This is a genomic window from Francisella orientalis FNO12, assembly GCF_001042525.2.
Classification (GTDB): domain Bacteria; phylum Pseudomonadota; class Gammaproteobacteria; order Francisellales; family Francisellaceae; genus Francisella; species Francisella orientalis.
In genome coordinates this window covers 760738-785777 of record NZ_CP011921.2, presented here as the reverse complement: position 1 = coordinate 785777, position 25040 = coordinate 760738, and the positions used below count along the sequence as shown (strand labels likewise).

The window sequence follows — 25040 nt, the reverse complement described above, 5'->3', positions numbered from 1 at the left end:
TCTGAAGATTTTATACAGATAAATTACACTTATAGCCACTATACTTACGGATATTTATTACACCTGTATCAAATATTAGATACTGGCCTTTGATGCCTATAAGCTTTGTATCAATTATCGGATCTTTATCTAAGTTAAATGATTTGATTTTTGTAGGATACTCAAGCACAGGGTAATTTATAGTTTGAATATTACCCTCTACAGCTTCTACACTATTATCACTATATTTAGCTTTAATTTGAGATATTTTTTCACTAGATTTTTCAATCAGTTCGTCTCTTAAACTCGCAAAATCAACTCCAGAATCTGGTTCTCCTTGAAGCATTTTTCGCCAGTTGGTTTTATCTGAGATATGCTCTTTAGTAGCGACTTCAACTAAGCCTGATATTAATCTAGTCTCTGCAGCAAAGATCGGTATCGCTTGACTTGCACCTTGATCTATCCAACGTGATGGAATATTTTTAAGCTTTGTAATGCCTACCTTAATATCACCTGTATTTGATAGATATACAATGTGGGTTTTCATACAGTTTTCTTCGCCCCAATTAGAATCTCTACATGTCCCTGCTGCAAAATGACATAATTCAGGCTTAACGATACAAATATCACACTCTGGTAGCTTTCTCATACACATAAAGCAGTAGCCTTGAGAATAGCTTTTTTTAGTTTTAATGCCACAAGATACGCAGTTTATTTCATTTAGAAATTCAATTTTTAAATTCTTTCCGATCAAATCATTTATACAGATACCATCTAACTCATAACAAGCATTATTATCGCTATCTAATAATGTTTTCATTTTATGTAAATTTATAGTTTTATTCATCGATACTTTTTTATAGTCTTAAGTTGTCTTTTAGGATAGCAGACTTTAAAACTAGTTAAAATGCTAGTTATTATTAGATATAATCAAATTAGTCAAATTAACTGTCTTCTGATATGAGTGTAAGATTAGATAAATGGTTATGGGCTGCTAGATTCTACAAAACTAGAGCTCTTGCAAAAAAAGCTATCGAAGGTGGCAAAGTACACTTTCAAGGACAAAAAACAAAAGTTAGCAAAACTGTAAATATTGGTGATGAATATCAAATTCAACAGTCATATATTAAAAAAACAATAATTGTTGAAGCTCTCGATGAAGTTAGAAAATCAGCTACTGAAGCTCAAAAACTCTATACAGAAACACAACAAAGTATCAAAAAAAGAGAAAAAGAAACAATCATTAGAAAAACTGCTAACTTATTAAGTCCAGAAAAGCCTACAAAAAAACAGCGTAGGCAGATAATTGATTTTAAAAGGAATGATTAGTCAGCAGCTAGACATAATTAAATCAAACAGTTAATACTATAGACGAGGAGTTCTTATCCAATAAATCAAATGCAGAGGCATTAAGTTCTGGAAAGTAAAACCTTTATCACCAGCAAATCCACAGTAAGTCACACTTCTTGCTATCACCACATCATCTGATAATGAATTAGCGATTGCTAATATATACTTTTGATTCCCTGCTTTTTGTGTACCACATGTTTGATAAACTGCTAATTTACCTATTTTACTAATATCCTATTCCATTAATAAAATTAAATTGAAGATTGTGAATTATAATATTCTACATAAGAAAATCTTATGGTTTAATCATAGTTATATTTGAATTAATTTTCATATCTAAGTTCTCAACAAATTTCAATTATAAATCATAATTTGGAAAATGACCTTTCTTATAAATTAAAATAGTACGTTCAAAAGTCATTACTACTTCATTGCGTTGATTCACTCCACTAGTTAGTACTGTTACTATACCTTGAGTAGGCCTTGATTTGGATTCACGCTTACTAAGGATTTTTGACTCGGCATAAAGCGTATCTCCTTCAAAAACTGGTTTAATAAGCTTAACTTTATCCCAGCCCAAGTTAGCTACTACACGTTTACTAACAGTATTAACCGTCATACCTGTAACGATAGCCAAGGTCAAAGTACTATCAACCAACGGCTCTTTCCATTCTGTACTACCACTATAATGAGCATCAAAATGTAATGGGGCCGTGTTCATGGTTAACAAAGTCATCCAGATGTTATCATTACGTGTTATTGTCCTACCAGGACGGTGTTCTATAACCATACCTATATCAAAATCTTCATAGTAAAAACCAAAATCCTCTCTGTAATGGTTGTCTCCGAGCTCTTGGTACAATTTTACTTGCATAACTATCTCCTTAAGTTAATTCCTCATACAAACTTACAATAGTTTGTGATTTTTTATAAACTGGTATATCAATCATTTTTCCTTTATATTGACAAACTTCACCTTTAGAATTTTCGAATGTTTCAACTATTTTTTTTGCCTCAAAATATGCTGTATCACTTGGCTTGAACTTATAGTTTATTACTGTGACCTGCTTGGGATGTATAGCTGCCTTTCCTGTAAAACCAATATTTTGAGCATATATTAGGCTATTTACTAATCCCTTGTCATCATTAAAATCAAAGAAAGGTGAGTCATAGCATGCTAGTTTTTTTATAGCAGCAGCTTGAACTAACCGCATTCTTGCTAACATCAAGTCTTCTGCTTTACCTTCACTACCAATATCTAAAGCATAGTCTGCTGCTCCAAACATAAGTGCCGATATATTTTTGCTAGCATGTACAATTTGATTAACAACAGAAATACCTTCAGCTGTTTCAATTAACGCAATCAATGGTAAATTTGGATAATTTGATAGTATCTCACTTATCAGATTTAGCTCTACCGCAGACTCTGTCTTAGGACACAATAATGCATCTATATGTATGTTACTTTGCGCCAAAGCTAACATATCTGCTAACCCTTCTATAGTACTAATATGATTTATTCTAATAACATGAATCAAATTTTTAATCGTGCAATCTTTTAAATAGTTTATTACCTGATCCCTAGCAAATAATTTATCCTTTGAAGCAACTGAATCTTCAAGATCAAATATCACTCCGCTAGCGTTCGCAGTATGAGCCTTTGCAAAAAGTTCAACCTTATTACCTGGTGTAAACAATAATGATGGTTTTTGTTTAAAATTCATAACATTCTCCACTAAATACAATTAATTTCTTTTGCCTTTCGCATTAACTCCTCTCGAAAATCTGGATGAGCTATACTAATTAATGCTTTAGTCCGTTCAGAAGTAGACAGTCCTGCTAATTTACAGTGACCATACTCAGTTACAATATAATCAATATCTAGCCTTGTATCTGTTGTCATTGAAGTTAATCGAGGAACTATCCTAGATAACTTACCTCCAGTAGCTGTTGAACTATTAGCTAAAATAGAGATCCCTCCTTCAGATAGATGAGCACCACGAATAAAATCAAGTTACCCCCGCTCTAGAAAATTGATGACCAATATACTCTGAGTTTACTTGTCCAAAAAAATCAATTTCAACAAAAGAATTTATCGAGACCATATTTGGATTTTTCCCAATAATTTCTGGCTTATTTACATATGATACAGGCATGCAAGCCATAGAAAGGTTGTCATCGATAAAATCATAAACACTACGGTCTCCAATAGCAAAAGTAAAAACACTCACATGACGATTGATTCTCTTTTTGCTATTAGTAACCACACCGTTTTTTATCAAATCAATCAACCTAGATGTTATTACCTCAGTGTGTATACCTAAGTCCTTATCATTTACTATATGTTCTGCCACAGCATTAGGGACTCTACCAATGCCAATTTGAATAGTCGCTCCATCACAAATCATCGGAGCAATAATTTGACCAATTTTATGATCAACTTCTGTTAATGGATGTGATTTTTCTTCTAATAATGGTACTGTATTTTCAATAATAGCATCTACTTCTGAAATATGGAGCAGGCTTTCGCCTGCTGTACGCGGCATATTTTCATTAACCTCTACAATTAATTTTTTGGCATGACGCGAAAGCTCTATTGCATAATCACCATTAGTACCAAAGTTGAAATAACCATGTTTATCCATAGGTGCAACAGTGACTAAAAAAGTATCGAGATCAATCAATTTACTAATTGTTTCAGGATAACGAGAAAAAGAAATAGGAACAAAATTGATAAGTTTTTTCCCTTTTTTAAAACCAGCAACTACTAACTTCGCCTCCTCTTTAGTTAGCATTGAAGAGTAAGGGTGTACCACATCAAGTAAATCTTCTTGGAACAAGGTTTCCAGTGCTTTTCCACCAGAGCGCATATAGTAAACCCTCAAATCTTTAATATTTCCGTGTCTAGCACGCTTCGCAACTGCTTCTATCAACGCAGGAGGAGTTGCTACTCTCATCCCGATAGAAATTGAGCCAACTTCAGGTATTAGTAAAACAGCCTCTTCGGCACTCATCAGTTTCTCTTTATACAGACCTTCAATATTCATGATTATCCTCATATTATCTATTTTCTTTAAACTTCTTCTATTTAAAAGCTTAAAAAGTCAGTCCTCACTACACTAGTGTGTGTAAATTTAAATAAAACGTCAACCAACAATTTAGCAAAAAGTTAACAATAAACTATTATTTGTTATCCTAACAATTTATTTAGATTTAGATGCTGGATTATATTTGAGTGCATTATATTAGTTTAGATAAGTACATATATCAACTCATAACTAATTAATCATTAAATTATTAAAAATCAGCCCATTCCTATAACGATTATCTTTATATTGATAATGATGTGTACTTAGAAAACTTTGGTTTTGAGTTAAAAGTACCTATCAAAAAAGTACTTTATTTCTTTACAAAATTCTTTGCCTTCTGGAATATCTGGACTAGCTAAATATTGACTATGAGACATCGCTTCAAAAACATGTAATTGCGCATCAACTCCACAACTTCTAAGTTTTCTATGAGTTTTTATGGTAGCACTTAATAGCATATCTCTTGTACCAGTGGCTAATATGCTTGGTGGAAAATTACTAATAAGGAGATATCCTAATATTTTTAACATCTAATCCATCAGCATACATTTTAGCTATTTTACCCATATATTCATCATACGAAACTAATACATTATCAACCCACTCATTAACATTAACTGAGTCTGTATCACGAGATAGATCTGCTGCTGGACTACCCAAGAACAAAACAGCTGGTTTAACAAGATTTTCTTCTTTAGCCCTATGAATGAATGCCATAATCAAAACAGCTCCGGCAGAACTACCTGCCATAGCAATATTACTAGCATCTTTGTCTTTTGTGATATTTTTCCATACACTCACGAGATCATTCAAACCATGTGGATAAGGATAGTCTGGAAGCTGTCTATAATCTACACACAAAACTTCACATCCAAAAGTAGATGCAAGAAGTACTGATTCTAATGTTGATGCAACTCCTGGATAATTTATATATCCTCCATCATGAACTCCAATAATCAGGATATCTTTATAATCCTTATTAATGACTGCTGGCTTAACTTTATAACAATTAACACCAGCTATACTCATGTTCTCAATAGATATATTATTCTGCTTAGCTAGATTCAATGAAATTTTAGCAATTTCATCATTATGTTAAACACTATTATCTCTAGGTTGAGCATCTATAGTTTTTCTGAGCTCTTCACTTATATCTGCAGGTGTATTTAGATATTTTTCGGGTATATACTTAAGTTTTGACGCTAAACTTTTTGAATAATAAGATCTTAAATATTGTTCTTTATTTGCATAAAAATAAAAAATTACACCCACTGGTTTTACTATTATAGTTAAATACGATTAATTACTAAATTTTTCTATCATCTTAAGCACAACATAAATTATTGCACTGATTATTACTGATATAAAACATACTTTAATAGCTATAGGAAATAGATGAATAAAAACAGTAATAATAGTTACTATGATTAAAACCCCTACAAATATTGATAAAAATTTATCCATTTTAAACAACCCCTTATTTTATAATAACTTTTGCAAATTTACGTTTACCAACTTGGAAAACATTTTCTGTACCTTTACCAAAAATAGCTTTGTTATCATCAGTCTTTTCACCATCAATTTTAACAGCTCCCTGCTTAATCATACGGATAGCTTCTGACGTACTCGCTACCAATCCTGCCTCTTTTAACAAGTTTGCTATTGGCAACTCTTGATTTAATTCTACAACATTTATGTCATCAGGTATCTGATTTTTTTGGAATCTTTGGATAAAATCCTGATGAGCACTTTCAGCATCTTCTTTAGAGTGAAATCTCTCAATTAGCTCTTTTGCCAACTCTATTTTAATGTCACGTGGGTTAGTACCATTAACAACATCCTGCTTTAAGTTAGCTATAGTATCTAAGGATTTAAAACTAAGTAACTCGTAATATCTCCACATCAGTTCATCTGAAATTGACATCACCTTACCAAACATATCATTAGGAGTCTCTTCAATACCTATATAGTTTTGGCTAGATTTTGACATCTTTTTGACACCATCTAAACCTTCAAGAAGTGGCATCGTTATGATAACTTGTGGTTCCTGACCTTGTTGTTTTTGTAGCTCTCTACCCATCAACAAGTTAAATTTCTGATCCGTGCCACCAAGCTCGATATCAGTATTCATAGCTACAGAATCATAGCCTTGTACTAATGGATATAAAAACTCATGTATTGAGATAGACTGACCTCCTTTGTATCTTTTTGAGAAATCATCTCTTTCAAGCATTCTAGCGACTGTTGATTTAGATGCTAGTTTAATCATATCACTCGCAGACATTTTATCAAACCAATCGCCATTACGACGAATGACTGTTTTTTCTTTATCTAAGATTTTAAAAACTTGTTTAGTATATGTTTCAGCATTTGCAGCAACTTCTTCTGCAGTCAATGGAGGTCTTGTCGCATTTTTACCAGTAGGATCGCCTATCTGAGCTGTGAAATCACCTATCAAAAAGTGAATTTCATGTCCTAAGTCTTGTAATTGTTTTAATTTGTTAATAACAACTGTATGACCAAGATGGATATCAGGAGCTGTTGGATCACAGCCAAATTTGACTACTAAAGGTCTATTTTTTTCTAGTTTTTTAACTAATTCTTCTTCGATTAGGACTTCATCAGCCCCTCTTTTGATTATTTCTAAAGTCTGTTGTATAGTCGACATTATATTTTGTATATAAAAATTTCTTTCAATAAAGCAAAATTATAGCACAAAACTCTTTTATAGAACCAATAAAACCTTATACTTACTACAAAGTAAAAACATTTAATATCCTATGCATATATATATATCACAAAGTAATGATATTTATTTCAATTTAGCTTTTGAAAACTGGTTGTTTCTAAAAAAACTTCATCATGAAAAGATTTTATTTTTATGGCAAAACTCTCCATGTGTTGTTATTGGTAGAGCTCAAAACCCATGGCTTGAGTGTAACCTTGAAGCAATGAATAACGATAATATACCAATGGTTCGCCGCCAAAGTGGTGGCGGAACTGTTTATCATGACTATGGTAATCTTAACTACACTATCATTAGTACAAAAAAAGAGCATGACATCAAAGCAAACCTTGACCTAGTATGCAATACTATCAAAAAACTAGGTATAGATGTATATGCCAATGAAAGAAATGATATTGTTGTTGATCATAATGGTCATACCTACAAAGTATCAGGCTGCGCTTTTCGAGAGAAAAAAGATCGTGCTTTCCATCATGGTACACTGCTCATCAATGCTAATACAAAAAAACTCTATGACTACCTTCATCAACCAATAGATAAATCTTTAGATACAAAAGGAGTGAAATCTCATCGCTCAAAAGTAATCAATCTATATGAAATAAAACATGATATACGAACTCAAGATCTCACGAGATCTTTTATTAAAGGCTTCAGAAGTATTGATTTAAGCCTAATAAATGAAGAAACACCATTAGGAAATAGAGAGCTTATAGACAAAGAAATAGAAACATTAAAAGAATGGAAATGGCGCTTTGGAAAAACTCTACCATTTACTAAAACATACACAAAAGGTAGTGAAGAAATCAAAATCAAGATTGATGCTGGTATTGTTACAGAGATTAATAATGTTTATAAAAATACAAATTTAGCTGATAGAAATATCCGTTTTGAAAATAACTATAATTTTGATTTTTTTAAGAAAATTCTTACAGAATAAATTTTATTTAGAGTTTGTTGAGAAGAATGTTGCAACACTAATTGCAAAAATAAAAGGCAAAATAAAAGCATCAACAACTGTCACAACAATATTTTGAATAGACATCTCTAATGAACTCGTCTCTAAGCCAAAATTTTTCAATAAATATATTAACCCAAAAGTTACTAATGGTTTAATTATCATAAGAGCTAATATTGTGATAGATATTCTAAACATGTAAAAAAAGTTACTTCTTATTATACTAAAGTTATTAGATATAGACTCAAAAACACCCTTTTGTGCTAGTAATACAGCAGGCATAACTGTCAAGAAAAATATTATTCCTAGAAAAATACCTATATATTGTAGAAACATCGTAAATAATGTCATAGCAATCATCGAAAGCAAAAATGCTCCTAGAAACACGAATATCCTTTTTGAAAATATCTGTAGAGCTATTTTTAACGCATCTGATACTTTTATTTCATGCTTAACCACAATACCTTGCAATATTATTATCATTGCATAAACAAATATAGTAGCTACGACAATCAACAAAAATATACTCGCTAGTATATTTCCTGATGGTAATTGTGAAATATCAGCTTCGTTACCACTTTGAATATAATCTGCCATGCCGTGATTCATTAGATATACAAAACAAAACTCAGATATAAATGACAGCATAAAAGCTAATACAAAAGTTATTTTAAAAGCTCTCTTGTATATATTTGTAGCTATTGAAATCGTTTCTCTAAAATTTAAATTATTCATCATAATGCTCTAGTAAAAAATAAAACAAGCTAAAATATAACATAAAATTTACTATTTTTGTCTCAGAAAAACCAATAAGCTCTTTAAATCTGAAAAAAATATAATAAATCGCTTGTAAAACTTTATATCAATACCATTTAAGTAATATTACATAGATTATTTTAACAAACCTAATAAAGGATTTGATTATGGAAGCAATGAAAGGAACTACCATCCTATGCGTTAGAAAAGGTGATAAAGTAGTAATCGGTGGCGATGGTCAAGCTACACTAGGATATACAATAGCAAAAGAAAATATCATAAAAGTTAGAAAATTAAATGGTGGTAAAGTTCTCACAGGTTTTGCAGGCTCTACTGCAGATGCATTTACACTATTCGAAAAATTTGAACAAAAATTAGAATTTTATCAAGGTAATCTTGAAAGAGCTGCTGTTGAAATGGTACGTGAATGGCGTTTAGATAGAATGCTGAGTAAGTTAGAAGCTATGATTATAGTCGCAGATGAGAAACTATCTCTTCTAATATCGGGAGCTGGAGATGTTATGGCTGCTGATAAGAACGATATTATTTCTATTGGTTCTGGATCAACTTATGCTCGATCTGCAGCAACAGCACTTGTAGAAAACACAGATCTCTCTGCTGAAGAAATAGTTAGAAAAAGTCTTACAATAGCTGCAGACACTTGTATATACACAAATCATAATTTCACTATAGAAAGTTTAGACAACAAAAAAGGATAGTTATACGATGACTCAAGTAATGACTCCAAAAACAATAGTACATGAATTAGAAAGACATATTATAGGTCAAAATGATGCTAAAAAAGCAGTTGCTATCGCTCTACGTAATAGATGGCGTAGAATGCGGCTTGATGACGAGATGCGTCAAGAAGTAACTCCTAAAAACATCCTAATGATAGGACCTACTGGTGTAGGTAAAACAGAGATTGCTCGTAGACTAGCAAAATTAGCAGATGCGCCTTTTATCAAAGTTGAAGCCACTAAATTTACAGAGGTTGGTTATGTAGGTAAAGATGTTGAGTCTATAATCCGCGATCTAGTAGAAACTGCTGTTAAAATGAAGCGTGAAGAAGCTAAGCAAAAAGTTACAGAAAAAGCTGCTGTATTAGCAGAGGACAGAATATTAGATGTTCTTATACCTCCTGCTAGAGCTTCTGAGTCAAAAGTAGGATTTGCGAATGAGCCTTCTGAAGATGCTCACTCTAAAAAAGAAAAAGAAAATAAAACTCGTGAGATTTTTAGAAAAAAAATCCAAAATGGCGAGTTAAATGATAAAGAGATCGAGATCGAGGTATCTGTAGCCCCTAAAAGTATAGGTGTAATGGGTCATCCAAGCATGGAAGATATGACAAATCAGCTTCAAGATCTGTTCTCTAGTTTAAGTAGCGATAAGAAAAAAACAAAGAAAATGAGAATCAAAGATGCTATTAAACTGGTCAAAGATGAAGAAGCTGCAAAACTTATCAATGAAGAAGATATTAAGGCTAGAGCTCTTGAGTCTGTTGAGCAAAATGGTATCGTATTCTTAGATGAAATTGATAAAGTCTGTAAAAAATCTGGAACTTCAGGTGCTGATGTATCTAGAGAAGGTGTTCAGCGTGACTTACTACCATTAGTAGAAGGCTCTACTGTCTCGACTAAATACGGTATGATAAAGACTGATCATATCCTGTTTATAGCATCAGGTGCATTCCATGTTGCTAAACCATCTGACTTAATCCCAGAGCTTCAAGGTAGATTACCAATTAGAGTAGAACTAAAATCTCTTGAGATAGAAGACTTTGTTAGAATACTAAAAGAGCCTGATTGTTCTATACTTAAGCAATATATTGCCTTAATGAAAACTGAGAGTGTAGAACTAAGCTTTGAAGAAGATGCTATCAGAAAGATTGCTGAAATTTCTTTTCAAGTAAACGAAGAAGTTGAAAATATAGGTGCTAGAAGACTTCATACTGTTATGGAAAGACTTCTAGAAGAAATTTCTTTTGATGCTCCAGACTTAGAAAATAAATCTATAAATATAACCATAAATTACATAGATGAAAAACTAAGTGGATTAGTCAAAAATAAAAATTTAAGTCAGTATATTCTATAATCCTTTATCAAATTTGCTATTTTAGCTACTCTTTAGAAAAAAACATCTATAAAATAAATTTTATTATCTACGTTGACTCTAATAATTTAATGGGTGTTACTCTAATTAAAAAAGCCTCTAGACTACTATTTAATAACACAGCTATTTTCAACAGTAAGTTTTGCTGTTCTTTACTCAACATTAGTTTTATTTATAACTCAAGCTTTAGGATTCACAGTTACAAAAGTAAGTGCTGTAATAGGTGTTTTTGTTGCATTTAACTATGGTTTACATATTTTAGGTGGATATATTGGTGGTCTATTAATTAGCTATCGAGTTTTATTTTTAATAGGTATGGTCTTACAGATAATCGCTTGTATATTTTTATCGTTCCCAAGCACCGAATATCTATATATAGCTCTAGCTCTATTTCTAACAGGATGCGGTCTAAATGTCCCATGTATTAACATGATGTTAACTCAGCAATTTGAAAATGATGATACTTCTCGCGAAACTGCGTTCTTTTGGAACTATGCTGGAATGAATGTCGGTTTTTATTGGCTTTACGGTAGCAGGTATATATCAAGCTGAACATAGTTATAACATACTTTTTCTTATTACTACTATTACAAACATAATCGCTTTTTTACTTGTAATTACTAGCTGGAAAACTGTAGCGGATAGAACTACCCCTCTTGTCAGAAAAATTAAAAACTCTGGAACAAAAATCTTATACAAAAATAGTATATAGTGATTCTAATTTTCATGACTATAGCCATTTATAGTTGTAGCTTTACAATATCATCTTAATACAAACTATATTGCACTAGCTATCGGAATTGCTCTGTTAGCAATGTTTATCCCTATAGCAAGATCACAAGATACGAAAGAACAAAAAGAAAAAGTATATGCTTATATTATTTAGCAACTTTCGGATTAGTATTTTGGTCTGCTTATCAGCTTGCACCGATGGCTCTAACGGTATTTACAGAAGCTAATGTTGACAAGTATATTTTTAGCTTCATAATTCAGACTCAATGGTTTCAAAATGTAAATACTGTAGTAATAGCCGTGGGCGGTGTATTATTACCTAGCCTTCTTATAATTATTCGTCGAAAATTTATATTCTCATTCCCTATGCAGTTTTGTTTTAGCATCCTATTTATAGGAATTGGCTTTTAAATGCTAGTGATAGGAATTTTCTCAGCGAACAAATTTGGACAAACTGCTGCTATATGGTTAATTTTAAGTTATATATTTCAGTCCATAGGAGAGCTTTTAATCTCCCCAACAGGATATGCCATAATTGGTAAGCTTACCAGTCCTCGACTACAAGGCTTAATGATGGGATCTTGAATGGTTGTTACAGGAAGTGCATCTGGAGTTATAGCAAGTTTACTATCAATATTAGTTGCTTCACCAGATATCAATGCTACACCACTGGAAACAAATCATAATTATCTAACTCTATTTGCGGGCTTAGCTATCATTGCTGGTATAGCAGCATTTATCATGTATGTACTAATACCTAGAATTAGAAGACTTGCTCACATATAGTTATATATTCGCTGTATTTTCAACAAACCATACATTATAATCTAATTATCCTTTTAGTTATTTTAATATCATCAATCTGTGACTATTAAAGAAAAGTACTCTAAATATATCCCTCTTTTTATATCTGTAACAATGACTCTAAATGGTTTTATTACCATTTTAGCAGTTGCTGCACCAGTAATTAACAAAATATTCTCTGTCAATTTAGATGCAAATATTCCTTCAGATCTATACGATTTCGGTATGAAGTACAATACCAGATTAGGAATATTTTTACCCTTGATCTTAGGGTATTTGATGATAATCATAGCCCGTGGTATTTATAATCGTAAAAGAACTTTTTGGTTTTTAGCTGTTATCTTTATTAGCTTGTCAATTATTGGAGATTATGTCCAAGATAAACATATATCTTATGATGTTGCATTTTTCACTCATGTTTTAGAAATTTTATTACTCATATATTTTAGAAAAACATTTGATAAGAAAAACTCTAATAGAATAACTTTCTACCAGTTCGTATTACTCATTTCATTTTTCTTAGCAATTGGATATAGTGTTACTGGACTATACTATCTAAAAGATGAATTTGATGGCATTAAGAATATTTCTGACGCGCTATATTTCACAATAGTCACATTTAGTACAGTTGGATATGGAGACATACACCCTCTAACAGAAGAAGCCAAGCTTTTCACTGTATCTATTATGATTATGGGGATAGGATTATTTGCAACTATTATAACGGTAATGGCTGGTAGTGTTATTAATAGAATCACAGAAAAGTTTAAACAAAAAGATGGAGCTGCTTTAATGAAAGACCATATTGTAATTTGTGGATATACAGAAATTACTAAGTGCTTAATAAAAGATTATTTTAAATCACATATTGATAATATTATTGTTATTGAAAAAAATTATTATCAGAAATTTATTAATACTGATGTAGAACAAGAAAAACATTTTATAGATGCAGAGTCATATGATTATGATGCACTTAAAAAAGCCAGTATAACTAAAGCTAAAAGTATATTTATACTTAATGAAAAAGATTCAGATAATATTTTAACACTTCTTTCAATCAAAGAAGTTTTAAAAACATCAGAACAACCAACAGATAATATAAAAATATCCATCAAACTTGACAAAGATGAAAGCATTAATATTGCAAATAATATCGGTGTAGATCAAATAGTATCTCCAACTAAGAAAATTGCTGAAATGCTAATAAAATATGAATAATTTCATCAAAAATAATTAACATAGCCTTAGACTATGTTATTATTTCGAAAATATGTGTACCAATTTTTCCAAAAAATATATTGTGGAGTAAAACCATGGAATATAATTACGACATTATCATTATAGGTAGTGGTCCTGGTGGCGAAGGTGCTGCCATGAAAGCGACTAGAAATGGTCAAAAAGTAGCAATCATCGAAAATGATGCCATTGGTGGAAGTTGTAATAACTGGGGAACAATTCCGAGTAAGACTCTTAGACAACTATCACGTGAAGTTTGGTATAACAAAAAAAACTTTGATTTCCCTGATATGCTAGATAATGCATTTGAAGTAGTTCTAAAACAAAGAGAAATTAAAAAAAACCGTTTTGCCAATAATGAAATTGACGTATTTTATGGTTTTGCAAGTTTCTTAGATAAAAATAAAATTAAAATTTCACGTAAAAATGGTTCTACAGAGATCATAACGGCTAAAAAGTTTATACTAGCGACAGGATCTCGCCCTTATCAGCCTGATGATATAGACTTTACTCACCCTAGAATTTTAGATAGTGACAAGCTTCTTGAACTAAAAGATAAAAATATTAGATCAATAACTATATATGGTGCTGGTGTAATTGGCTGTGAGTATGCATCTATATTGGGCACTCTCGATATTCAAGTAAATCTTATCAATACTAGAGACAAATTGATGTCATTCCTTGATGATGAGATTATAGAAACTTTAACAAACCACTTTACTGTTAACCAAAAAATCAACCTAATGCATAACGAAACTTATAAAAGTATCAAAGCCAAAGGCGATAAAGTAATTACAACATTGAATTCAGGTCGAATTATAGAGTCTGACTATGTGCTATTCGCTCTTGGGCGTGCCTGTAATACTAACGGTCTAAATCTTGATAAGATTGGAGTTAAATATAGTCCGCAAAGAGGTCTTGTGAATGTAAATGATAACTACCAAACTACTCAGCCTAACATCTATGCTGTTGGCGATGTTATTGGTTTCCCTTCGCTTGCATCATCTGCTTTTAACCAAGGTAGATTTGCTGCTACACATATTATTGATGGATCATGTAATGATAAGTTAGTTGAAGATATCCCAACTGGCATTTATACAAGACCTGAAATAAGCTGTATTGGTAAAACCGAAGAACAGTTAACGGCAGAAAATATTCCTTATGAAAGTGGTAGAGCTTATTTCAAAGATCTTGCTCGTGCACAGATTTCAGGAAGTGAAACTGGTATGCTAAAAATACTATTCCATAAAGAAACTTTTGAAATCCTAGGTATTCACTGCTTTGGTCATAGAGTATCTGAAATTATCCATATTGGTCAAGCAATTAAATCTATGCCAGGCAAACACAACACGATCAGATATTTCTTGAACACTACATTTAACTACCCTACTATGGCAGAAGCGTACCGTATTGCTGCTATTGATGGTGTTAATAAGCTTAAACCAAAAAATAAACAATGTGTGCCTGAACATAAATAAATATGTACTACGATATATATATAATTTTTCTATTTATATTTCTTTTTGGCGCAGCTGTTGGTAGTTTTCTAAACGTTATAATATATAGAGTACCTAATAAAATATTTGCTGATGAGAAAATCATATCTCGAGAAATACTTGAACTACCCAAGCAAGAATCTAGTCAGAATTTTAGCCTAACAGCGCCCTCAAGATGTCCAAAATGTAAAAATAAACTCAAATATCGTCATAATATACCTATTTTAGGTTGGTTTATTCTAAAAGATAAATGTTATTTTTGTAAAGAAAGTATCTCTTTTGAATACCCTTTAATAGAGTTTATTACTGCTGTAGTATTTATAACTATATTTTATATATTTAGATTTACTATTCAGGCAGTAGCTATGGCTGGTCTAAGCACATTTTTTATTCCTTTATTTTTTATAGATGCAAAATATCAGATACTTCCAGATTCACTTACTCTACCATTAGTATGGATAGGTATTATTCTTAACTACTATAATGTATTTAGTACACTAGATCAGTCAGTTTGGGGAGCAATTATCGGATATCTATCACTATGGAGTGTATTTTGGATATACAAAATTCTCACTGGCAAAGAAGGATTGGGCTACGGAGATTTTAAGCTATTAGCTGCAATTGGTGCATGGTTTGGATATACTGTGCTTCTTTATACAATATTTGCTAGCTGCATATTTGGAATTTTAATTGCTATAGGTATAAATCTTATTGCAAAACGTACAAATGTAATACCTTTTGGTCCAGCTATTATTTTAGCAACATTTTTTTACCTACTAACTAAAGATAATCTTTATATATGGTATAATCACGTTATGTTTATTCAATATTAGTCATGTTAAATGCAAAAGAAATCTTTCGCAGTCCTTTCGATATTTATATTATTTTTATTGGTTATTATATACTTTTTTAGTACTGCAAATCTTAGTAAATCATCTTTTAATAATCAACAAGGTCTATATCTTGTTAAACAAGCGTTTCCACAATATAAAGTAATAAAAACTTTTGATACAGGTATACATCTACAAGCTTACATCCTTGAAGATAAAAAGGATACAACTAAACGAACAGTAACTTTCACGAGCGAAGATGGTGATGTCATCGTTAATGGGGAGCTTTTAGCATGGGATAGAAATCAAAACAAGCTAACAAGTCTAAATCAGATATATGCTAATTACTTTACATCATCTCCACAAGCAAGTGATCTTTATTTAGATATAAAGAAATATGCTACATATATTCAACAAGGTAGCAACGATGCTCCACATAAGTTTTATGCAATCATTGATCCTAACTGTCGTTACTGTGCAAGCCTATTTGATGCCTCTCAGCCTTCTATCAAATCTGGTGATTTAGCAGTCCGTTGGATTCCTATAGGTAGTTTACAAAATAGTCCTGATGTTGTTAGAAGTATTTTCAACTCAAAAGATCCTCTTCAAGCTTTGATAGAATATCACAATACTAAAAAGTACGATGAAAGCTTAACAAAACCGAATGAAAAAGCCGAAAACAATATGAGATTATCTTCGGATATAAGTGGCTTCCCAACTATTATATACAAAACTCCAGAAGGTGCTCTTAAAATATCAGGTGGAAATAAACTTCCACTTACTGAAGCAAAAATTGCTGAGAAAGATAATATCAAAAAAGTTAACGAATTCTTACTACTAACATCAAATAGTTTCTAACTCTATATATGAATAAAATAATAATTTTAATACTGACTATATTTATCTCAAGCATTGGTTTCTCTGCTAGTACTGCAAACATTGAAATATCTAACCGTTTACATAATTTAGAAAAACAATGCGGTGGTAAAATAGGTGTCTACACGATTAATAGAAATTATAATAGTAATTTTTCGCATAACCAAAGCTTCTATTTCCCAATTTGTAGTACTTACAAATTTCTTGTTGTTGGTGCTATACTCAAGCAGAGTATGACTGATAACAACTTGCTCAATGAAGAAGTAAAAATCTCAGCAAATCAAATTATTGGCTACTCGCCAGTGACAAAAAAACATCTAAATCAAACAATGACAGTGAGTGAGCTTAGCAAAGCAGCAATTCAAAGTGATAATACTGCGACAAACCTATTGATAGAAAAGCTAGGTGGTTTAAATAATCTTAATACATTTATACTCTCATTACATGATCATGCAACAAAAATAGCCGGTTTAGAACCTGTAGCTAATCAAGTTAGTCTTACAACTAACCAAAATAAAACTACTCCCAAAATAATGGCTAAAGATATTAATAAACTTGCTTTTAGTAATAGTATTCTTAACAAAAAGCATCGACTATTATTTAAGAAATGGCTTTTAGAGAGTGACTCTGGCAATAATCGTATAGCTGCAGAAATTCCTGATGAATGGGAAATTGGTAATAAAACTGGTACTTGTGCTTATGGGTCCACAAATGATGTTGCTATTATCTGGCCTGATGATGATAAAGCTATAATTATGGCTATTTTTTATACTCAATCACAAAAAGATGCTAAACCAAATAATAAAATCATAAGAGAAGTAACTAAAATACTTTTGGATAAATTAGAACAACAAAACACGAACAAAGATGCCTAAAATAAAAATGATTGTTGGCCTAGGAAATATAGGCAAAGAATATGAAAATACACGCCATAATGTTGGTGAGTGGTTTATATCGAAGATTGCTAAAGACAATAATGAAAACTTTAGTCTAAATTCTAAACTTAATTACAATATTGCTAAAGTAAATATCAATTACAATAACATAATATTGGTATTTCCAACAACATTTATGAACAATAGTGGCTTAGCTGTTAGCAAAGTTGCTAATTTCTATAAAATTGAGCCTGAAGAAATACTAGTAGTACATGATGAGCTAGATATAGATTCTGGAGAAATTCGTCTAAAAAAAGGTGGTGGACACGGTGGTCATAATGGCTTAAGAAGTATCCATCAACACCTTGGGACAAATGATTATTTACGCCTAAAAATTGGTATCGGACATCCTGGACATAAATCAAAAGTATCAAATTATGTACTATCAAATCCTTCTGTAGCTCAGAAAAATGATATAGATAATGCTATTGATAATGGTATATGTGTTTTAGATGATATAATAAACTACAAATTAGAGCCTGCAATGCAGAGGCTTCATACAAAATAATATTATAAGGAATAAAATAATGAGATTTAAATGTGGTATCGTAGGTTTACCAAATGTTGGTAAATCAACTCTATTTAATGCTCTTACAGAAGCTGGTATTGAAGTAGCTAACTACCCTTTTTGTACGATTGATCCAAATGTAGGGATCGTTTCTGTTCCAGATCAAAGACTTAATGAGTTAGCAAAAATTGTTAAGCCAGAAAGAATACTTCCTACAACTATAGAGTTTGTTGACATTGCTGGTCTTGTTGCAGGTGCAAGCAAAGGTGAAGGTCTTGGAAACAAATTCCTAGCAAATATTCGTGAAACAGATGCTATTGCACATGTCGTCAGATGTTTTGAGGATGATAATATTATTCATGTAAGTGGAAAGGTTGATCCTATTGAAGATATTAACACTATCAATATGGAACTAATATTAGCTGACATTGAATCTTGTGATAAAGCAGTTCAAAGATTCGCTAAAATGAAAAAATCTGGTGATAAAGAAGCTTTAGCTAAAGCAGATTTTTATACCAAACTAAAAGAGCATTTAGAATCAGAAAAACCAGCTAGAACATTTCAGCTAACAGATGATGAAGCTAAGTGGCTTAAGCAAACTCCTCTACTAACTAGCAAACCTGTATTGTATATTGCAAATATTACTGAAGATGGTTTTGAAAATAATCCATTATTAGATAAGGTTATAGAGTATGCTAAAGCTGCAAATTCAAATGTTGTTCCTGTTTGTGCTGCTATGGAGCAAGAAATCTCTCAGCTTGAGCCAGATGAGAAGCTAGAATTTTTAGCTGATATGGGACTTACTGAGACTGGTCTTGATAGAGTTATCAAAGCTGGTTACGCTCTTTTGAATCTTCATACATACCTAACTGCAGGTGTTAAAGAAGTCCGAGCTTGGACAATCCCTGTAGGTGCTACAGCACCCCGAGCCGCCGGTGTAATTCACACTGACTTTGAGAGAGGATTTATCCGAGCTGAAGTCATCTCGTATGATGATTATATTCAGTATAATGGCGAAAAAGGTGCAAAAGAAGCCGGAAAAGCTCGTCTTGAAGGAAAAGAATATATCATGAAAGATGGTGATGTAGTAAACTTCAGATTTAATGTATAGCCAAATCTAAAATGTCCAAGAATATAATTTATAACTGTCTAATTTGGTTATCAGTGATTAGTATAGCTGGTTGTAATACTTCTTTTACCTATCCAAATTATGAACCTAGTGGAACATACTATAATCCAGACTATGACAAAGATGATCTGATTCATGGTTACTTTCAGCAAAGTGTTGAACAGATGGAAACTAGTCCATATACATATCAAGGTCAGTACTATGAAGAAACTGGCCTTACTCAACCAAGTCCTTTTATGCAGAATATAAACTGGAATAGAATGAACGTTTAATAACAAAAGTCTATTTTATATTTCTGTACTAATAGTAGTTAATTTTATAGAAACTATTTTGTTATCTCTAATATTCGTTATTTCAAGTAAGATATTATTATACTTTATACAACAAGGTCCCTGTGGTAAGTTCTCAATTTCTTCTATTATAAGGCCTGACAAAGTTTTAGCATCTCCACTTTCAAACTCTATCCCTATGTGACGATTTATTTCTCTTAGCGTTGCACCGCCACCTATTAGATAACTATTTTCATCAAGTTTGCGAATATTATTATTCATATCAAATCTATCAGAGAATTCTCCAACAATTTCTTCCATAATATCTTCTATTGTCACTGTGCCATAGACATCACCATATTCATCAACCACAATAGCAAATCGTTTACTTTTGTATTGAAAATTAACCAACTGAGTCTGTAAAGAAACTGTCTCTGGTATGAAATACGCTTCATAAGCAATTTTACGTAAACTTGCTTTTGTTATTTGTGATCTCTTAGTTGATATAAGTAAATTTGTTATCTCTTTAAGCTTTATAACTCCAATAACATTATTAACTCCATTCTCACATAAAATAATATTCAAAGATCTCATTTTTGCTATTCTAGCTAAAATCTTATCTACAGAATTATTAAGATCTATATATTCTATTTTATTAAAATGAGTCATAACTTCTTGAACTAAAACTTTATCAAGCTCTAAGACACCTATTAACATATTTTTATTTTTAGCACCAAGTTTTGCATTTGACTCATTTACAACAGTCTGTATTTCTTCCTTATCTAAAGACTCATTATTTACAGGCTCAATCTTTATACCAAAAATTTTTAAAGTTATTTTTGAAACCATACTAAGAAAAACTACTGCAGGATATAGCAATATCATTATTACTTTTAGAGGTAATGAAAATGGAAAAGCTAATCTTTGTGGATAGACTGCTGCAAAAGACTTTGGAATTATCTCTCCAAATACTAAAACTAAAATTGTGACAACTATTGTTGCTATCAATAAACCAATATCACCAAAATGATCTTCTGAATATGATGAAATGACTGTACCGGCAAATATATTTGCAAACGTATTACCTATAAGTATCGCAACCAATAGTCTCTCGGGATTACAAACTAAAGATAAACTTCTTTTTGCTGCTCGATGATTTTTTTTTGCTAAATGTTTAAGTTTATATTTATTCAAAGTCATCATAGCTGTTTCTGAGCTTGAAAAAAAAGCTGAAATGCCAATAAGAATAAATAAAATAATAACTACAGTATAAGTACTCATTTAATAAATAATAATGAAGATAATGCGAAATCTTATTTTAACATAAGAACTTTGATAATAAAAAAATATAATCAGAAATGATTTATTGAGAGAGGTATTACACTCTCATGAAGTCAGCGTGAACAAGCTTAACTTTATACGGATGTCTTTGTAGTGCTTTGATGATTACTTTTTCTTCTTGACCATCAATCTCTAAAGTGATCTCACTTGAGAAGAATGCTTTGTCTTCTGTAGAGTGTAAAACTTTATCGTGATCTAATACTATAGATACTGCTTCCTTGTCACCACCATATATAACAGCTGGGATTTTACCAGCTCTTCTTAGACGGCGGCTCGCACCAGATCCTGAATCTTCTCTTTTAACTGCTTTCAAAATAAAATTTGTCATTGTTAAATTTCCTTTATTTTTGTTTAAACTGAATTTATTAATCTATGCGACCCTAGATTAACCGTGCTATTATAGTCAGCTATAACTATAAATTCAAGGTATTAATCAACTAAACCATCTATTCTAAAGATATCACTCACAGATTCTTCGCCATTAGTCTTCTCTACAATTTGTGCAAGTAAGGGAGCTAAGGTAATAACTTTAATTTTATTACAAGCTTCAGCATGTGGTTTTAGAGGAATAGAGTCTGTAACTATAAACTCTTCAATAGCTGAATTTTCGATATTTTTGATAGCATCACCAGATAATAGAGGATGTACACAAAACGCAGAAACTTTAGCTGCCCCACCCTTTTCAACTAGAGCTTTTGCTGCTTGACACATTGTCCCACCAGTATCCATGATATCATCAACTAATATACAATGCTTACCTTCAACATCACCAATTATATTCATAACTTCCGCTACATTTGGTCTAGGTCTTCTTTTGTCTACAACGGCAATCTCAACACCCAAATTCTTGGCTACAGATCTAGCTCTCACTACTCCACCCATATCCGGAGAAACAATTTTTATATTCTCATATTTTTCAATATTTTTACGCACATGCTCTAAAAATATCTTTGTTGCAAATGCATTATCAAATGGAATGTCGAAGAAACCCTGAATCTGTTCAGCATGAATATCAACTGATAAAATTCTATCTAAACCAACCGCCTGAAGGATATTTGCAACAACTTTTGCAGATATTGGCACCCTTGCTGATTTTGATCGTCTATCTTGTCTAGCATATCCAAAATATGGTAGAACTGCAGTTACTCTTTCAGCTGATGATCTTTTTAAAGCATCAATTAGAAGTATCAACTCCATCAAGTTATCAGATGGTGGACATGTAGACTGAATGACAAAAACATCCTTACCACGAACATTTTCATTCAATACAACATGTATCTCACCATCTTTAAACCTATCAACAGTAGCATTACCAAGAGTTGCTCCTAATTCCTTTGCTACTTCACAAGCAAGCTTTTTAGAAGCATTACCACTAAAAATCATCAAATCTTCAGACATACCTATACAACCTTTTAAAATTCACACACCTTACGCTCATCAATTTTAATGTTTTTTAGAAACTTTAAAAGCCTAAAAATAAGTTTTTATCTATTATTTTTAGTATTTGCTGTATATTACCCTGTCTTTTGAATTAAGATTTTGTCTTTGTTATACTACCTGTACCTTTTAAAATCAAATAGTTCCTAAATCTATATTAACTTTATGAAATTCAAAATTTTTGATAATACCTTTCAAGCTGGAGAAATGGCAACTTTGGCAATGCCATTACCAAGCCAATACTCATGTGCACCAATGTATTTACCTATTAAAATTCTCAACGGTGTAAAAGAAGGTCTATGTATTCTAATTTTTGGCATGGTTAGTGGTGATGAGTTTAATGGTATTGAAATCATCAACTCTATACTAGAAAAAACAAACCCAAAAGATTACATGGAACAATAATTGCTATTCCTGTATTAAATGTTTTTGGTCTAGTACACGCCATAAAACATAGTCAAACACTCGAACAAGCTTTCCCTGGTGATGAATCTGGTTCATACATCCATCGCTATACATATAGAATAACTCAAGAGATAATCAAAAAAACTGATTATTCCGTACAAATTAAAACAGGCGCATTAAATCATGAAATATTACCTCAAGTGTATTTCAATGCTGAAGATGAAGAATCTATCAAAATGGCTAGAGCCTTTCAAGCTCCTGTTATTACTGCTGTAAATATGAGTCGATCAAGTATACGTAAGATTCACCAAGACTTAGATATACCATTCATCTGCGATGAAGCAGGTGAAGCTAATAAATTTGATGAAGAGGCTATAAATGTTGGTGTAGCAGGTATTCAAAATGTAATGCGCAAAATTGATATATTAAAAAGATCAAGATTTTGTTCAATAGGTTAAACCTCTTATCTTAGAAGACACTGAATGGACAATATCAGATAAACCTGGAATCTTAAGAACAGAAATTGAGCTTGGTACAAGGGTCAAAGAAGGTGAGAGAATAGGTAAACTAATAGATCCATTCGGCAACGATGATAGTGTTAATCTAAGATCTCCGATTGATGGAATTATCTTAGGCATTAACAACTACCCTATGATTAAAGAAGGTGACTTAGTATTCAAAGTATCACCTTTTCAAGATGATGAAAAAGCAGAAGCAAAAATAGAAAATTGGGAAAAATAACAAAAGAAATTTTTAGTGATGAATAATAGATTATCTTTTTTGGTAATCACTATATGGCTGACTTGTGCTGTATTTTTTATGTACGAGTTTTTATTAAGAACTATCTTAGGCACATTCAAGCATTAGATAATATCTGATCTTGATTTGAGCATACTAACTTTTAGTATTCTTAGCTCTACCGCTTATTAGCTTACATATGGAATCATGCAAATTCCAGTAGGTATTATTACTGACAAACTTGGCCTAAAAAAAGCTCTAACTTTAGCCATATTAGTATGTGTATTAGGAGTTGGATTATTTGGTCTATCAAATAGTTTTGCTGCAGCTCTAGTATATAAAATTATGATAGGTTTCGGTGCTTCTTTTGGCTTTTTATGTTTATTAATTGCTGTATATGACTGGCTACCACACAAACATATTGGTTTATTTATCGGTCTTTCACAGTTTATTGGTGTTCTCGGACCAATGCTTGCGCAGGTCCTCTAGAGTCTTTGTCGCAAGCTGGTGGTATAGACTGGCGCTATGTATTTATTATATTAGCAATAATAGGTGTTGTTCTAGCTGGAATAACTATAGTTATAGTAAAAAACAATGATCAATCTAGTGAATCAGGTAAAAATAGATTTATTATTCTAAATACCCCAACATCAATAATGAAAGAGATTCAAAGTATATTTTCCAATAAAAAAATTTGGTTAATTGCAGTTTTCTCAGCTACTACTTACTTAGCAATAGAATATCTTTATGAAAATGCTACTAAAAGCTTCTTATCCTTAAATGGCTTTGATGCTAAATTCCGTTCTTATTTGATTACCTTAGCATGGTTAGGGTATGGTATTGGCTGTCCTAGTCTTGGTGCAATATCTGATCGCATAAAAAGAAGAAAGCCCGTTATGATTTTTGCTATCTGTTTAACTTTTGTTTCATTAGCTACAATTATTTTCTTTCCAATAAATCAAGCAATATTATATTTATCATTTATTTGCTTAGGCTTAGGAGCTAGTGGACAAAGTATTGGATTTGCCATTATCTCTGAGCAATCTAGTTCTGGATGTAGAGCAGCAGCATTAGGGGTTAATAACTTTCTTATTATGCTATCAGTAGGAGTTGGTTCACCGATTATTAATGAGGTTTTTGATTTATTTTCTAATCAAGGCAAAAATCCATCTATAACAAGCTATCAAACTAGTTTAAGTTTATTGTTGGTATTTACTGCCTTAGGGTGTGTTAATAAGTATATTTTTTTATCAAAGAAACATTCTGTAGATCCAAAAAAGAAGTGATTTTTGTAGATGTGAAATAAAGTATTTT

The 25040-nt window shown here is 31.6% G+C and carries 28 protein-coding genes and 2 pseudogenes; 16 read left to right on the top strand and 14 right to left on the bottom strand.

Translation table 11 applies throughout. The annotated features are described in order from the left end of the window. Positions 1-10: 10 nt before the first annotated feature. Entirely contained in the window at positions 11-826 is an 816-nt protein-coding gene (locus FNO12_RS04080) for a DUF2797 domain-containing protein (RefSeq protein WP_014715325.1), read from the bottom strand. Between the two features lie 113 nt (positions 827-939). Between FNO12_RS04080 and FNO12_RS04075 the strand changes: the two genes are divergently transcribed. After that, the gene (locus FNO12_RS04075; RefSeq protein ID WP_014715324.1) at positions 940-1308 is read left to right on the top strand and encodes an RNA-binding S4 domain-containing protein; all 369 of its coding nucleotides are present in this window, start codon (positions 940-942) and stop codon (positions 1306-1308) included. 379 nt (positions 1309-1687) lie between these two features. Here the strand turns inward: FNO12_RS04075 and FNO12_RS04065 are convergent, their stop codons facing one another. From FNO12_RS04065 to tyrS, 9 genes are all read right to left on the bottom strand, one after another. Continuing rightward, positions 1688-2203: a MaoC/PaaZ C-terminal domain-containing protein gene (locus FNO12_RS04065; RefSeq protein WP_014715323.1), complete on the bottom strand. Its 516-nt coding sequence runs from the start codon at positions 2201-2203 to the stop codon at positions 1688-1690. Positions 2204-2213: 10 nt separating this feature from the next. Then, positions 2214-3053, bottom strand: coding sequence for an HpcH/HpaI aldolase/citrate lyase family protein (locus FNO12_RS04060; RefSeq protein ID WP_014715322.1), 840 nt, complete (start codon positions 3051-3053; stop codon positions 2214-2216). An 11-nt stretch (positions 3054-3064) separates the two neighbouring features. Beyond that, positions 3065-3298 (bottom strand): acetyl-CoA hydrolase/transferase C-terminal domain-containing protein, encoded by a 234-nt coding sequence (locus FNO12_RS09800; RefSeq protein WP_250637403.1) that lies wholly within the window; start codon positions 3296-3298, stop codon positions 3065-3067. Between the two features lie 40 nt (positions 3299-3338). Continuing rightward, on the bottom strand, positions 3339-4376 hold the full coding sequence (locus tag FNO12_RS04055; protein WP_196762102.1) for an acetyl-CoA hydrolase/transferase family protein: 1038 nt from the start codon (positions 4374-4376) through the stop codon (positions 3339-3341). A gap of 326 nt (positions 4377-4702) precedes the next feature. Then, positions 4703-4948 (bottom strand): alpha/beta hydrolase, encoded by a 246-nt coding sequence (locus FNO12_RS04050; protein WP_014715319.1) that lies wholly within the window; start codon positions 4946-4948, stop codon positions 4703-4705. Beyond that, positions 4917-5486: an alpha/beta hydrolase fold domain-containing protein gene (locus FNO12_RS04045; protein WP_014715318.1), complete on the bottom strand. Its 570-nt coding sequence runs from the start codon at positions 5484-5486 to the stop codon at positions 4917-4919. The genes FNO12_RS04050 and FNO12_RS04045 overlap by 32 nt, the downstream gene beginning before the upstream one ends. Before the next feature lie 27 nt (positions 5487-5513). Beyond that, positions 5514-5690 (bottom strand): hypothetical protein, encoded by a 177-nt coding sequence (locus FNO12_RS09535; protein ID WP_014715317.1) that lies wholly within the window; start codon positions 5688-5690, stop codon positions 5514-5516. Positions 5691-5717: 27 nt separating this feature from the next. Further along, a complete protein-coding gene (locus FNO12_RS09635; RefSeq protein ID WP_014715316.1) occupies positions 5718-5882 on the bottom strand; it encodes a hypothetical protein in 165 nt (54 codons plus the stop codon). Positions 5883-5895: 13 nt separating this feature from the next. After that, the gene (gene tyrS / locus FNO12_RS04040; RefSeq protein WP_014715315.1) at positions 5896-7086 is read right to left on the bottom strand and encodes a tyrosine--tRNA ligase; all 1191 of its coding nucleotides are present in this window, start codon (positions 7084-7086) and stop codon (positions 5896-5898) included. Between the two features lie 112 nt (positions 7087-7198). On the opposite strand from tyrS, the gene FNO12_RS04035 reads away from it, so the two are divergent. Then, on the top strand, positions 7199-8101 hold the full coding sequence (locus tag FNO12_RS04035) for a lipoyl protein ligase domain-containing protein (protein ID WP_014715314.1): 903 nt from the start codon (positions 7199-7201) through the stop codon (positions 8099-8101). A 3-nt stretch (positions 8102-8104) separates the two neighbouring features. Here FNO12_RS04035 and FNO12_RS04030 read toward each other — a convergent pair whose 3' ends face one another. Then, positions 8105-8854: a hypothetical protein gene (locus FNO12_RS04030; protein ID WP_014715313.1), complete on the bottom strand. Its 750-nt coding sequence runs from the start codon at positions 8852-8854 to the stop codon at positions 8105-8107. 188 nt (positions 8855-9042) lie between these two features. Between FNO12_RS04030 and hslV the strand changes: the two genes are divergently transcribed. From hslV to FNO12_RS03975, 11 genes and pseudogenes are all read left to right on the top strand, one after another. Further along, a complete protein-coding gene (gene hslV / locus FNO12_RS04025; protein WP_014715312.1) occupies positions 9043-9594 on the top strand; it encodes an ATP-dependent protease subunit HslV in 552 nt (183 codons plus the stop codon). 7 nt (positions 9595-9601) lie between these two features. After that, complete coding sequence (gene hslU, locus FNO12_RS04020) at positions 9602-10969, top strand: ATP-dependent protease ATPase subunit HslU (RefSeq protein ID WP_014715311.1); 1368 nt, start codon at positions 9602-9604, stop codon at positions 10967-10969. An 89-nt stretch (positions 10970-11058) separates the two neighbouring features. Then, a pseudogene (locus FNO12_RS11505) lies at positions 11059-12505 on the top strand (peptide MFS transporter). Positions 12506-12583: 78 nt separating this feature from the next. Further along, entirely contained in the window at positions 12584-13744 is a 1161-nt protein-coding gene (locus tag FNO12_RS04010; RefSeq protein WP_014715310.1) for an ion channel, read from the top strand. A 95-nt stretch (positions 13745-13839) separates the two neighbouring features. Continuing rightward, complete coding sequence (gene sthA / locus FNO12_RS04005; protein WP_030003438.1) at positions 13840-15240, top strand: Si-specific NAD(P)(+) transhydrogenase; 1401 nt, start codon at positions 13840-13842, stop codon at positions 15238-15240. Positions 15241-15242: 2 nt separating this feature from the next. Continuing rightward, positions 15243-16091, top strand: coding sequence for a prepilin peptidase (locus tag FNO12_RS04000; RefSeq protein ID WP_014715308.1), 849 nt, complete (start codon positions 15243-15245; stop codon positions 16089-16091). 9 nt (positions 16092-16100) lie between these two features. Further along, complete coding sequence (locus tag FNO12_RS03995; protein ID WP_014715307.1) at positions 16101-16946, top strand: DsbC family protein; 846 nt, start codon at positions 16101-16103, stop codon at positions 16944-16946. 8 nt (positions 16947-16954) lie between these two features. Continuing rightward, a complete protein-coding gene (gene bla, locus FNO12_RS03990; RefSeq protein ID WP_030003437.1) occupies positions 16955-17839 on the top strand; it encodes a class A beta-lactamase in 885 nt (294 codons plus the stop codon). Continuing rightward, a complete protein-coding gene (gene pth / locus FNO12_RS03985; protein WP_014715305.1) occupies positions 17832-18407 on the top strand; it encodes an aminoacyl-tRNA hydrolase in 576 nt (191 codons plus the stop codon). Before bla ends, pth begins: the two co-directional genes overlap by 8 nt. Positions 18408-18426: 19 nt before the next feature. Next, entirely contained in the window at positions 18427-19518 is a 1092-nt protein-coding gene (ychF, locus tag FNO12_RS03980) for a redox-regulated ATPase YchF (RefSeq protein ID WP_014715304.1), read from the top strand. Between the two features lie 11 nt (positions 19519-19529). After that, positions 19530-19808 carry a hypothetical protein gene (locus FNO12_RS03975; RefSeq protein WP_014715303.1) on the top strand — a complete coding sequence of 93 codons (279 nt, stop codon included), beginning with the start codon at positions 19530-19532 and terminating at the stop codon, positions 19806-19808. A 15-nt stretch (positions 19809-19823) separates the two neighbouring features. On the opposite strand, the gene FNO12_RS03970 is transcribed toward FNO12_RS03975, so the two are convergent. The 3 genes from FNO12_RS03970 to FNO12_RS03960 form a co-directional block, all read right to left on the bottom strand. Further along, positions 19824-21086 carry an HlyC/CorC family transporter gene (locus FNO12_RS03970; protein WP_014715302.1) on the bottom strand — a complete coding sequence of 421 codons (1263 nt, stop codon included), beginning with the start codon at positions 21084-21086 and terminating at the stop codon, positions 19824-19826. Positions 21087-21183: 97 nt separating this feature from the next. Continuing rightward, positions 21184-21474, bottom strand: coding sequence for a 50S ribosomal protein L25 (gene rplY, locus FNO12_RS03965; RefSeq protein WP_014715301.1), 291 nt, complete (start codon positions 21472-21474; stop codon positions 21184-21186). 101 nt (positions 21475-21575) lie between these two features. Further along, positions 21576-22544 (bottom strand): ribose-phosphate pyrophosphokinase, encoded by a 969-nt coding sequence (locus FNO12_RS03960; protein ID WP_014715300.1) that lies wholly within the window; start codon positions 22542-22544, stop codon positions 21576-21578. Positions 22545-22748: 204 nt separating this feature from the next. Between FNO12_RS03960 and FNO12_RS03955 the strand changes: the two are divergent. The 3 genes and pseudogenes from FNO12_RS03955 to FNO12_RS11735 all read left to right on the top strand — a co-directional run bounded on the left by FNO12_RS03955 (position 22749) and on the right by FNO12_RS11735 (position 25012). Then, positions 22749-23755: pseudogene (locus tag FNO12_RS03955) on the top strand (succinylglutamate desuccinylase/aspartoacylase family protein). A gap of 178 nt (positions 23756-23933) precedes the next feature. After that, positions 23934-24215: an MFS transporter gene (locus FNO12_RS11740; protein ID WP_014715299.1), complete on the top strand. Its 282-nt coding sequence runs from the start codon at positions 23934-23936 to the stop codon at positions 24213-24215. A gap of 5 nt (positions 24216-24220) precedes the next feature. Continuing rightward, on the top strand, positions 24221-25012 hold the full coding sequence (locus FNO12_RS11735) for an MFS transporter (protein WP_014715298.1): 792 nt from the start codon (positions 24221-24223) through the stop codon (positions 25010-25012). Positions 25013-25040 lie beyond the last annotated feature (28 nt).

What these genes read in the sequence shown, in the direction of transcription:
- tyrS (WP_014715315.1), bottom strand. Translation starts at nt 7,086, where the DNA reads ATGTCGACTATACAACAGACTTTAGAAATAATCAAAAGAGGGGCTGAT.
- FNO12_RS04050 (WP_014715319.1), bottom strand. Translation starts at nt 4,948, where the DNA reads ATGTTAAAAATATTAGGATATCTCCTTATTAGTAATTTTCCACCAAGC.
- hslU (WP_014715311.1), top strand. Translation starts at nt 9,602, where the DNA reads ATGACTCAAGTAATGACTCCAAAAACAATAGTACATGAATTAGAAAGA.
- FNO12_RS11740 (WP_014715299.1), top strand. Translation starts at nt 23,934, where the DNA reads ATGCAAATTCCAGTAGGTATTATTACTGACAAACTTGGCCTAAAAAAA.
- FNO12_RS04060 (WP_014715322.1), bottom strand. Translation starts at nt 3,053, where the DNA reads ATGAATTTTAAACAAAAACCATCATTATTGTTTACACCAGGTAATAAG.
- FNO12_RS03975 (WP_014715303.1), top strand. Translation starts at nt 19,530, where the DNA reads ATGTCCAAGAATATAATTTATAACTGTCTAATTTGGTTATCAGTGATT.
- FNO12_RS04055 (WP_196762102.1), bottom strand. Translation starts at nt 4,376, where the DNA reads ATGAATATTGAAGGTCTGTATAAAGAGAAACTGATGAGTGCCGAAGAG.
- sthA (WP_030003438.1), top strand. Translation starts at nt 13,840, where the DNA reads ATGGAATATAATTACGACATTATCATTATAGGTAGTGGTCCTGGTGGC.
- FNO12_RS04080 (WP_014715325.1), bottom strand. Translation starts at nt 826, where the DNA reads ATGAATAAAACTATAAATTTACATAAAATGAAAACATTATTAGATAGC.
- FNO12_RS04035 (WP_014715314.1), top strand. Translation starts at nt 7,199, where the DNA reads ATGCATATATATATATCACAAAGTAATGATATTTATTTCAATTTAGCT.
- rplY (WP_014715301.1), bottom strand. Translation starts at nt 21,474, where the DNA reads ATGACAAATTTTATTTTGAAAGCAGTTAAAAGAGAAGATTCAGGATCT.
- FNO12_RS03960 (WP_014715300.1), bottom strand. Translation starts at nt 22,544, where the DNA reads ATGTCTGAAGATTTGATGATTTTTAGTGGTAATGCTTCTAAAAAGCTT.
- pth (WP_014715305.1), top strand. Translation starts at nt 17,832, where the DNA reads ATGCCTAAAATAAAAATGATTGTTGGCCTAGGAAATATAGGCAAAGAA.
- FNO12_RS03970 (WP_014715302.1), bottom strand. Translation starts at nt 21,086, where the DNA reads ATGAGTACTTATACTGTAGTTATTATTTTATTTATTCTTATTGGCATT.
- FNO12_RS04065 (WP_014715323.1), bottom strand. Translation starts at nt 2,203, where the DNA reads ATGCAAGTAAAATTGTACCAAGAGCTCGGAGACAACCATTACAGAGAG.
- FNO12_RS04000 (WP_014715308.1), top strand. Translation starts at nt 15,243, where the DNA reads ATGTACTACGATATATATATAATTTTTCTATTTATATTTCTTTTTGGC.
- FNO12_RS04075 (WP_014715324.1), top strand. Translation starts at nt 940, where the DNA reads ATGAGTGTAAGATTAGATAAATGGTTATGGGCTGCTAGATTCTACAAA.
- FNO12_RS03995 (WP_014715307.1), top strand. Translation starts at nt 16,101, where the DNA reads ATGCAAAAGAAATCTTTCGCAGTCCTTTCGATATTTATATTATTTTTA.
- hslV (WP_014715312.1), top strand. Translation starts at nt 9,043, where the DNA reads ATGGAAGCAATGAAAGGAACTACCATCCTATGCGTTAGAAAAGGTGAT.
- ychF (WP_014715304.1), top strand. Translation starts at nt 18,427, where the DNA reads ATGAGATTTAAATGTGGTATCGTAGGTTTACCAAATGTTGGTAAATCA.
- bla (WP_030003437.1), top strand. Translation starts at nt 16,955, where the DNA reads ATGAATAAAATAATAATTTTAATACTGACTATATTTATCTCAAGCATT.
- FNO12_RS09635 (WP_014715316.1), bottom strand. Translation starts at nt 5,882, where the DNA reads ATGGATAAATTTTTATCAATATTTGTAGGGGTTTTAATCATAGTAACT.
- FNO12_RS04030 (WP_014715313.1), bottom strand. Translation starts at nt 8,854, where the DNA reads ATGAATAATTTAAATTTTAGAGAAACGATTTCAATAGCTACAAATATA.